Raw genomic sequence first — 8,283 nt, forward strand, 5'->3', positions numbered from 1 at the left:
TTGAATGGGAGAGTTTTTTAAATGAAAAAAACCAAAATCGTTAGTACATTAGGACCAGCAAGTAACTCAGTAGAAATTATTTCTCAATTGATTGAATCTGGGGCAAATGTCTTCCGCTTTAACTTTTCTCATGGTGACCATGAAGAACAATTATCACGTATGACTATGGTCCGTGAAGCAGTTAAAAAGACAGGAAAAGATGTCGGTATTCTTTTAGATACAAAAGGAGCTGAAATCCGTACAACTGTTCAAGGCACAACAGAAGCTGATTTTGGTCGTGCAGGATACATCAAATTTGAAGTAGGAGATCAAACACGCATCTCTATGGATCCTGAACATGTAGGTTCAAAAGAAAAAATCGCGGTTACTTACCCAGGATTATTTGACGATGTTCACGTAGGCGGACACGTTTTATTCGATGATGGCTTGATCGACATGGAAATCATTGAAAAAGACGAAGCAAACCGTGAATTAGTCGTAGAAGTTAAAAATGCAGGTATGCTAGGATCACGTAAAGGGGTAAATGCACCAGGCGTTTCTATCAGTTTGCCAGGTATTACTCCAAAAGATGCGGACGATATTCGTTTTGGTTTAGACAACGATATCGACTTTATCGCTGCAAGTTTTGTACGTAAAGCACAAGACGTTCTAGATATTCGCGAAATTTTAGAAGAAAAAGACATGACTCATGTTCAAATCTTCCCTAAAATCGAATCTCAAGAAGGTATCGACAACATTGACGAAATCATCAAAGTTTCTGACGGTGTTATGATTGCCCGTGGAGATATGGGTGTGGAAATCCCAGCTGAACTAGTACCAATGGTTCAAAAACGTATCATCAAAAAATGTAATGCTGCTGGTATCCCAGTTATCACTGCTACACAAATGTTAGAATCAATGCAAGAAAACCCACGTCCAACACGTGCGGAAGCTTCTGACGTTGCCAATGCTGTATTTGACGGAACAGATGCAACAATGTTATCTGGTGAATCTGCAAACGGAGACTACCCAGTTGAAGCTGTTTCAACAATGGCACGTATCGACCAAGAAGCTGAAAATGCATTATCAGAATTAGGTACATTCCAATTGAACGAATTCGATAAAACAGATGTAACTGAAACAATCGGTTTATCTGTAGCTCGTGCTGCAAAAAATCTAGGCGTCAAAACAATCGTTGCTGCAACTGAATCAGGCTACACTGCAAAAATGATTTCAAAATATCGCCCAGATGCAGATATCTTGGCTGTTACTTTTGACGAACGCACAAAACGCGGTTTGATGTTAAACTGGGGTGTTTACCCAACAGTTGCTGAAAAACCATCAACAACTGATGAAATGTTTGAACTAGCAGCTAAAAAAGCTGTTGAATTAGGTTTCGCATCAGAAGGCGATTTAATCTTGATCACTGCTGGTGTACCAGTTGGCGAACGCGGAACAACTAACGTGATGAAAATTCAAATGATTGGTTCTAAATTATTAGAAGCTCAAGGCGTTGGACAAAAATCTGTCGTTGCAAATGCAGTTATTGCTTCATCTGCTGAAGAAGCTGTAAAAAAAGCAAAAGACGGAATGGTTCTAGTTGTACCATCAACTGACAAAGAATACATGCCTGCAATCGAAAAAGCAGCTGCTGTTATCGTTGAAGAAGGCGGATTGACTTCTCACGCTGCAGTTGTAGGAATTGCACAAGATATTCCTGTAATCGTTGGTGCTAAAGGCGCAACAACAACAATTACTGATGGCGAATTGATTACTGTTGATTCACGTCGCGGCATCGTTTACCGTGGCGAAACAACAGCTATCTAATTTAGCTTAATACAAAATAAAAACAGCTCTTCATTTACGAAGAGCTGTTTTTTTGTGCTGTAACGAATTCATGGATGACTTGGACTACTTGTTCTTGAAGCGGTGTGACAAGCTGCTGTGTTCGTTTTGCCAATGAAATCAAGAAGCGAGGCTGAACTTCATCTGAAAGTGGCAGGCAAACTAAATGATCTTCAGGATGGACAGCAATCTCTGCCAAAAAACCGATACCAACATTTTCACGGATCATACTCTTTAAAATCGTCAAATCATTGCTTTGATAAACAACTTTTGGTTGAGTATGTGTTTGTTTAGAAAGTTTAGTGAATGCTGCTGGGTGGACATAATGTTCGTTCAATAACACAAACTGTTCATCTGATATATCTTTGAAAGAGACTGCCTTCTGCTGGGCAAGAGGGTGAGTAGGCGGAACGACGATCATGAAACGTTTATCCAAAAGTAATTCTGTTTCTAAATATTGATCTACGATTGGCTGTGTTGAGCCTAATACGGCTAAATCGATCCTCCCTTGACGAATCATTCCATATAAGTCCCGAGAGCCTCCATCGGTGATTTCAATCTGATTCATCAATTCATGCTTGATAAAGTAACCTGACAGTTTTGGAAAGTACTCATTGCCGATAATAGGCGGCATGCCAAAACGCAGCTTTTTCTTTTGTAACTGAGTGATTTCAGCCCTTGCAGTAGAAATCTCTTGGAGAATAGTTTGTGCATGGAGAAACAGCTGCTTTCCAGAAGGTGTGACGATTAATTCGTGATGCGAACGATCTCTTGTAATAAGTATGGCGTCAAACTCTTTTTCAAGACGTTGTAATGCATATGTAATAGTAGGTTGGCTCACACGGAAATAATTAGCCACTTTCGTAAAGTTTTTTTGTTTGACGATTTGGACATAGTATTCAATATCTTTCGTGTTCATAAAGATCATCCGCTCCTTTGATAGAATAATGATTATTGTAAATGATTCTGAAGATGATAGCAAACAGAGGCTTTCTGTTAAAGATATTTCTGTTTTTTTATGAACTGCAAGGTGTCAAGAAAATTTCATTGACAACATGGTTTTTGCCCTGTATAATTGCTTTTGTTGCTTAGGAGTGATGAAAAATGAAATGGTCTTTATTGGAATTGAGAAAATACCAGGAGACACCGTTAACTTTTCATGAGACGCTCGACTTGAAAGCCGCTCTCATGAAGCGAGACAATTTAATACTTGATGTTGCGCCAGTGGAAGTCGAAGGTTTGGTCTCAGTTGATAAGAAAGGCTATATCGTTCATTACACTGTGCAGACGACTTTGACAGTTCCTTCAACACGTTCGCTAGAACCTGTTGAACTGCCGATGGATTTTTCTGTAGACGAAGTATTCATGACAGAAGAACAATTCCAAAGCAGAGATGAGCAAATGTCTGCAGATGAGATTTTGCTGATTGAAGGTCCGTTATTGAATTTAGCAGAGTCAATTGAAGACAACATCTTATTGGCGATTCCGATGCGGGTATTGACAAAAGAAGAGGAAGCAGCGACAGAACTTCCAAAAGGCAATGATTGGGAAGTTGTTTCCGAAGAAGAATACCAACGCAGAAAAATGGAAGAAGCCGAGAATAAAATTGATCCTCGTCTTGCAAAACTATCTGAACTTTTTGATTCTGAATCAAAAAACGACGATAACAAGTAAGATTGGAATATATTGTATCTATTATAGGTGCAAGACTTTACAAGGAGGTGTAGCAAAATGGCAGTACCAGCTAGAAGAACATCAAAAGCTAAAAAAGCAAAACGTCGTACACACTACAAGTTGACAATCAAAGGATTAAACGAATGTCCAAACTGTGGTGAAATGAAAAAAAGCCATCACGTATGTGCAAATTGTGGTTACTATGATGGTAAGGACGTAATGTCAAAAGAAGCTTAATACATTTTAATTAGAAAATGTAAAACCTCAAGGCTAACCATGGAGCCTTGAGGTTTATTTTTTTATAAGCGGTAAATAAAAAATATGTTGTTCTTTAGTTTGCAATGTAGCCGTGTTAAGCTATAATGTAAGAGATTAGGGAGAAATCCCGTATGTAGGAGGAGTTCATATGTCAAAACAACAAATCGGCGTTGTCGGTATGGCCGTTATGGGTAAAAATCTAGCCTTGAATATAGAAAGCCGCGGCTATTCAGTGGCTTTATTCAACCGTACAGGGGCTAAAACAACCGCTGTAGTAGAAGAACACCCAGATAAAAATTTCAAAGCAACGTACACAATCGAAGAATTTGTAGAATCAATCGAAAAACCGCGTCGGATTCTTCTGATGGTCAAAGCAGGACCGGCAACAGATGCAACAATCCAAGAGTTGCTTCCTCACCTTGATAAAGGCGATATTCTGATTGACGGAGGAAATACATTCTTTAAAGATACGATGCGTCGTAATGAAGAATTAGCCAACTCTGGTATTAACTTTATCGGTACAGGCGTTTCCGGCGGTGAAGAAGGAGCTTTAAAAGGACCTTCAATCATGCCTGGTGGACAAAAAGAAGCGTATGAGCTAGTTGCACCAATCTTAGAGCAAATTTCTGCAAAAGCAGAAGACGGAGCACCATGTGTTACCTATATTGGCCCAAATGGAGCCGGACACTATGTGAAAATGGTACACAACGGTATTGAGTATGGAGATATGCAACTGATTGCTGAATCTTATGACTTGATGAAGAATATTTTAGACCTTTCAGTAGAAGAAATGGCTGATATCTTTAAAGAATGGAATCAAGGCGAATTAGACAGCTACCTGATCGAAATCACAGCTGACATCCTGACTCGAAAAGACGATGAAGGCACAGGTAAACCAGTCGTAGATGTGATCCTTGATGCAGCTGGAAATAAAGGAACAGGTAAATGGACAAGCCAAAGTGCGCTTGACTTAGGCGTGCCACTTCCATTGATTACTGAATCTGTATTTGCCCGTTACATTTCTGCTTATAAAGAAGAACGCGTACAAGCAAGTAAAATTTTGTCTCGCACGAACGATTTTGAGTTCACAGGAGACAAAAAAGAATTGGTCGAAAAAATCCGAGAAGCGTTGTATTTCAGTAAAATCATGAGTTATGCTCAAGGATTTGCTCAATTACGTGTCGCTTCAAAAGAATTTGATTGGGATTTGCCATTTGGCGAAATCGCAAAAATCTGGCGCGCTGGATGTATCATCCGAGCTCGATTCTTGCAAAAAATCACGGATGCTTATGACAAAAATCCTGAGATCGAAAATTTATTGCTAGATGATTATTTCGTTGAAATCACGAAAAAATATCAGCAATCAGTCCGAGACGTCGTTGCCTTGGCTGTCCAAGCTGGCGTACCTGTACCAACTTTCTCATCAGCCATCGCTTACTTCGATTCATACAGAGCAGAACGTCTGCCTGCAAATATAATCCAAGCCCAACGCGATTACTTTGGCGCACACACATATGAACGTGTCGACAAAGAAGGAATCTTCCATTACTCATGGTACCATGAAGAATAATAGTCTTTCGGCTGTTAGGAAATGAGAAAATAAAAAGAGGACGAAAGAGCTGAAGTCGATTGTTATGAGTAGACTTCAGCTCTTTTTTAAAACTGCTATTCATGATAAAATGACTATAGATTTTTAAGCAGATTATCGGTATAATGATAGAGTTTTTAAAAAGCCAGTAGATAGAAAGGATAAAATAATAAATGAGTAATATTCTAATCATTGAAGATGAAAAGAACTTAGCTCGATTTGTCGAGCTAGAGTTGAAGCATGAAGGGTATAACGCAGAAGTCCATTACAACGGTCGTACTGGTTTAGATGCGGCATTAAATAATGAGTGGGATGCCATATTGTTGGACCTGATGCTTCCAGAATTGAACGGTTTAGAAGTCTGCAGACGCGTACGCCAAGTCAAAAATACACCAATCATTATGATGACTGCAAGAGATTCTGTAATCGATCGTGTATCAGGACTTGACCATGGAGCAGATGACTACATCGTCAAACCATTTGCTATCGAAGAACTATTAGCGCGTCTTCGAGCATTGTTGCGTCGAATCGATATTGAAGGTGACAAAAATGTGGCAAAACAAACCACTATTACTTATCGTGATTTGACTATCGAAAAAGAAAACCGTGTCGTACGTCGCGGAAACGAAGTAATTGAACTAACAAAAAGAGAATACGAATTGCTACTTACTTTAATGGAAAACGTGAACGTGGTATTAGCACGTGATGTTTTACTAAATAAAGTGTGGGGATACGAAACGGAAGTTGAAACAAACGTAGTGGATGTATATATTCGTTATCTTCGCAATAAAATTGACGTTCCAGGGGAGGAAAGCTATATCCAAACTGTCCGCGGAACAGGTTATGTGATGCGCTCGTGATAAAGCCGAAAAAATCGGAAAAAAGAGAACTGAAAGGGCCCTCCTTGACAATCAAGTGGGCCTTTGCGAGTTCTTTCTTCATATTCGTCGTGTTTACAATTTTTGCGGTCATTACCTATAAATCATCTATCAATCTGATTGTTGCAAAAGAGAGAAACAATGTAGAACGTACGATTTCAGAAGTAGCCTCTCGTTTGGCTAACTCGGATGAAGAACTGACATTAGTGAATACGTATCGTAATCTGACAAAAGCGACAAATGACGGAGATGAGGTCATAGATCATACTTCACTGGTCGAAGGAAACTTAATGAAGATTGATTCCTTTATAGCTGAGCTAGGGCAGCCTTCGATGGATCTTTATGTGTATGATTTAGATGAGAACTTGATTTTCAAAACTCACGAAAACAGTCGAAACTTGATCCAAACAACACGTAAAGTGCCAACGATTGTTACACTAGAAGGGAAAACTGGCTTTTTATCTATACAGCCTATATATTCTAAAGGAACAAGAGAAAAGATTGGTTATGCGCAAAGCTTCTATGAATTATCTTCTTTCTATGATATCCGAAATAAGCTATTATTGACTCTTATTGTTTTAGAAGTCGTTTCTTTGATTTTAAGTAGTATTTTAGGTTTCTTTTTATCTTCTTACTTCTTGAAACCACTCAAGGTACTCAGAGATACAATGGATACTATACGTAAAGATCCGCAATCAGATATCCACATGCCTGAAATCGACACGAATGATGAATTGGCAGATTTAGCTGAAATATTCAATGAGATGCTTGACCGCATGCGTTTGTATATCGAACAACAAGAGCAGTTCGTGGAAGACGTCTCTCATGAGTTAAGAACTCCTGTAGCAATCATTGAAGGGCATCTTAGTCTGCTAAATCGTTGGGGGAAAGATGATCCTGAAATATTGGAAGAATCATTAAGCGCCAGCATGCAAGAAATCAGCCGCATGAAAAGCTTAGTTCAAGAGATGCTAGACTTATCTAGAGCAGAACAAGTAGATGTCCATTATGCAAATGAAACAACTAAAGGAAAAGAAGTCACCTATCAAGTTTATAATAATTTCAAGATATTATACCCAGACTATGTGATTACTTTAGATGATGATTTGACAAAAGAAGTGACCCTGCAAATTTATCGTAATCACTTTGAGCAATTAATCATTATCATATTGGATAACGCAGTAAAATATTCAACTACACGAAAAGAAGTCCATATCTCTATTTCTTCTACTCTGAATGAATTTGAGATTGCTATACAGGACTTTGGTGAAGGAATACCCAAAGAAGACCTTAATAAGATCTTCAATCGTTTTTATCGTGTGGATAAAGCGAGGGCTAGAACGAAGGGCGGAAATGGTCTGGGATTGTCTATCGCAAAACAATTGGTTGAAAACTACAAAGGTCGTATCTTAGCAGAAAGCGTAGTTGGGCAAGGGACTATCTTTAGAATTTTTATTCCTATCGCAAAAACAGAAGACAAGTAAAGCATGTGCTTTGCTTGTTTTTTTATATTATCCATTAAGAAAGAAGAAGCCAAATACAAGCAGATAAGAAATTTGGGATGGTCATTATAAAGAAATTTAGCGAACAATAAAATAGAATAACATTCGTTGGTAAATTGTAAATAGCTTTTAGGTGAACAAAAAACAATAAAAATGCTTTAATATTCGTCTTTAAAAATAATAAAGAAAAATAGGAAATTTTCTATTGCAATTTTATAAAGAGATTGCTATATTATTATTTGTTCTAAATGATTCCTTTAAGGTGTCGCTAAAAATTATAAAAAATAGTGTTGACGCATTTTTGATATCATGTTATAATAACGAAGTCGCTTAGATGAGAAAGCTTATAAAGCTTGATTTTATCGAAAGAAACTTTAAAAAAAGTTATTGACAAATAACAATCGAAATGATATGATAATCAAGTCGCTGCTAATGAGCGATAAAGACATTTAGAAAAAATAAACAAAAAAGTTGTTGACATTCTCTTCTGAATCTGATAAGATTAAAGAGTTGTTGAAACAAAAAAGATTAGACCTTTGAAAACTGAACAAAGTAAGAC

Annotated in this window: 7 protein-coding genes; 6 read left to right on the forward strand and 1 reads right to left on the reverse strand. The window is 37.9% G+C overall.

Annotation, left to right across the window (positions count from 1 at the left end):
* Nucleotides 1-21: 21 nt before the first annotated feature.
* The gene (gene pyk, locus HMPREF2988_RS12985) at nucleotides 22-1,806 is read left to right on the forward strand and encodes a pyruvate kinase (protein WP_002290965.1); all 1,785 of its coding nucleotides are present in this window, start codon (nucleotides 22-24) and stop codon (nucleotides 1,804-1,806) included.
* Between the two features lie 34 nt (nucleotides 1,807-1,840).
* Here the strand turns inward: pyk and HMPREF2988_RS12990 are convergent, their stop codons facing one another.
* Entirely contained in the window at nucleotides 1,841-2,743 is a 903-nt protein-coding gene (locus tag HMPREF2988_RS12990; protein ID WP_002373466.1) for a LysR substrate-binding domain-containing protein, read from the reverse strand.
* Between the two features lie 185 nt (nucleotides 2,744-2,928).
* On the opposite strand from HMPREF2988_RS12990, the gene HMPREF2988_RS12995 reads away from it, so the two are divergent.
* The 5 genes from HMPREF2988_RS12995 (at nucleotide 2,929) to HMPREF2988_RS13015 (ending at nucleotide 7,706) form a co-directional block, all read left to right on the forward strand.
* Nucleotides 2,929-3,498: a YceD family protein gene (locus HMPREF2988_RS12995; protein WP_002290967.1), complete on the forward strand. Its 570-nt coding sequence runs from the start codon at nucleotides 2,929-2,931 to the stop codon at nucleotides 3,496-3,498.
* A gap of 57 nt (nucleotides 3,499-3,555) precedes the next feature.
* Nucleotides 3,556-3,735, forward strand: a complete 180-nt coding sequence (gene rpmF, locus HMPREF2988_RS13000; protein ID WP_002290970.1) for a 50S ribosomal protein L32 — start codon at nucleotides 3,556-3,558, stop codon at nucleotides 3,733-3,735.
* A 169-nt stretch (nucleotides 3,736-3,904) separates the two neighbouring features.
* The gene (gndA, locus tag HMPREF2988_RS13005) at nucleotides 3,905-5,326 is read left to right on the forward strand and encodes an NADP-dependent phosphogluconate dehydrogenase (RefSeq protein WP_002290971.1); all 1,422 of its coding nucleotides are present in this window, start codon (nucleotides 3,905-3,907) and stop codon (nucleotides 5,324-5,326) included.
* Nucleotides 5,327-5,517: 191 nt separating this feature from the next.
* Nucleotides 5,518-6,204: a response regulator transcription factor gene (locus HMPREF2988_RS13010; RefSeq protein ID WP_002290973.1), complete on the forward strand. Its 687-nt coding sequence runs from the start codon at nucleotides 5,518-5,520 to the stop codon at nucleotides 6,202-6,204.
* Nucleotides 6,201-7,706 carry a HAMP domain-containing sensor histidine kinase gene (locus HMPREF2988_RS13015; protein WP_002310397.1) on the forward strand — a complete coding sequence of 502 codons (1,506 nt, stop codon included), beginning with the start codon at nucleotides 6,201-6,203 and terminating at the stop codon, nucleotides 7,704-7,706. The genes HMPREF2988_RS13010 and HMPREF2988_RS13015 overlap by 4 nt, the downstream gene beginning before the upstream one ends.
* Nucleotides 7,707-8,283 lie beyond the last annotated feature (577 nt).

Source organism: Enterococcus sp. HMSC061C05, assembly GCF_001814765.1.
GTDB classification, from domain to species: domain Bacteria; phylum Bacillota; class Bacilli; order Lactobacillales; family Enterococcaceae; genus Enterococcus_B; species Enterococcus_B lactis.

What these genes read in the sequence shown, in the direction of transcription:
- pyk (WP_002290965.1), top strand. Translation starts at nt 22, where the DNA reads ATGAAAAAAACCAAAATCGTTAGTACATTAGGACCAGCAAGTAACTCA.
- HMPREF2988_RS12990 (WP_002373466.1), bottom strand. Translation starts at nt 2,743, where the DNA reads ATGAACACGAAAGATATTGAATACTATGTCCAAATCGTCAAACAAAAA.
- HMPREF2988_RS12995 (WP_002290967.1), top strand. Translation starts at nt 2,929, where the DNA reads ATGAAATGGTCTTTATTGGAATTGAGAAAATACCAGGAGACACCGTTA.
- rpmF (WP_002290970.1), top strand. Translation starts at nt 3,556, where the DNA reads ATGGCAGTACCAGCTAGAAGAACATCAAAAGCTAAAAAAGCAAAACGT.
- gndA (WP_002290971.1), top strand. Translation starts at nt 3,905, where the DNA reads ATGTCAAAACAACAAATCGGCGTTGTCGGTATGGCCGTTATGGGTAAA.
- HMPREF2988_RS13010 (WP_002290973.1), top strand. Translation starts at nt 5,518, where the DNA reads ATGAGTAATATTCTAATCATTGAAGATGAAAAGAACTTAGCTCGATTT.